A 1,694-nucleotide genomic window follows, 5' to 3' on the forward strand; every position below is an offset into this window, starting at 1 on the left:
TGGAAAAAGAATCCGATCAAACCTAGGATCAACGGTAAAAAGTAAAATGCTACCGTACTTTCGTTTTTGAATTTCGCAGGCATTTTATCCTGATTTCCCCACAATGCATTATCAATAAAAGAAAAGCCGGAGATCCAGTTTCCTTTGGTGTTTTCCATATTGCCTTCAAGGTCATTCTGTCTTCCGACAAAGTTCCACATCAGGTATCTTACAAAATAATATCCGTTCTGGAACGTGATGAAATAATCCATATTCTGAGCCAGAGAAGGCTTTTGAACATTAATCAGGTTGTATGGTTTTACTTTAAGATAATCAGCCGCTGTGATAGATTTATCTTCATATTTCTTTCTGAGCTCTTCAAAAATTTCCTTAGCCTGTGGATTATCTGCTACATCTTCATTCCCGTAATTAAAAGTAAAATCGGGAGCTCCATACATGGAAATATAATTCGCCATTACCGATTTATCTTCGTTAAACATCCTCGGCATTAAGCTTACCTGAGACTTACTGAAGATATAATTAAAACGGTCTCCGGTTTTTCTGTACGTTCCCGTTTTCTCATCTTTTTCGTAGATCTCACCGGTTTTCTCTGTTTTGAAACTGCCGTCTTCATTTTTTTCAATTCCGTTGGCATCTAAAAATGCAGTATAGTTTTGACCGTAAATCGTTGGCCAGTCTCCGTATTGCTCTCTGTTGTAATAATCCAGCATACCGATCGCCGTATCTGGATCATTAAGGTTCATCGGCGGATTGGCATTTGCTCTGATCGGAATCACCATCCAGCATGAAAATCCTATCATCATATAAACGATTGACAGAGCAACCGTCTGATATATATTTTTATGGGTTCTTCTTGCATATTTTATGATTAAATAACAGATCACCACCATTAATATAAATGCCACAATAGTTCCTGAATGGAAAGGAAGTCCTAAACCGTTCACAAAGAATATTTCCAGTTTCCCGAACATCGTCATGATCAGCGGGAAAATTATTTTAAATACAATGATTAAAATACCTAATGTAATAAGGTTGGCCCAGATGAAATTTTTCCAGGTAAATTTATAATTCCTTGCATAATACACTAAACAAACGGCAGGAATCGCAAGCATACACATCATGTGAACCCCTACGGAAAGCCCCAGAATAAAGAAAATAAGGATGGTCCATCTTTCATTATCTGCCTCTTTATATTCGTTTTCCCATTTGGTAATCAGCCAGACTAAAAGCGCAATAAACATAGAAGCCATCGAATACACCTCGCCTTCTACCGCTGAAAACCAGAAGGTATCGGAAAATGTGAAACACAAAGCTCCCACTACGCCTGCAAAAAGAATAGAAATTTCCTGATGCGGAGTTACCTCTTCAAAATCTTTGTTTACCAGCCTTCTTACAAAATGAGTAATCGTCCAGAATAAAAATAAAATCGTAAATGCACTGAACAATGCAGACATCGCATTGATAACGATAGAATAGTTTTCACCTTTTCCCAAAGCAAAAATGGCTGCCACAGCACCCACAATCTGAAATAAAGCCGCTCCAGGAGCATGCGTTACCTCTAATTTTACTGCTGAAGAAATATACTCACCACAATCCCAAAAACTTAAATTCGGCTCGATAGTTGACAAGTACGTGAAAAATGCAATGACGAAAATCACCCATCCTAGAACGGTGTTCCATTGCCTAAAGGTCCA

1 protein-coding gene is annotated in these 1,694 nt (G+C 38.0%); it reads right to left on the reverse strand.

Annotated elements, in window-relative coordinates:
- A partial coding sequence (locus tag AB8P06_RS20590; protein WP_369844520.1) for a glycosyltransferase family 117 protein occupies nucleotides 1–1,694 on the reverse strand: 1,694 nt, incomplete at both ends.

The sequence above is a fragment of the Chryseobacterium tongliaonense genome, from assembly GCF_041224435.1.
GTDB lineage: Bacteria > Bacteroidota > Bacteroidia > Flavobacteriales > Weeksellaceae > Chryseobacterium > Chryseobacterium tongliaoense.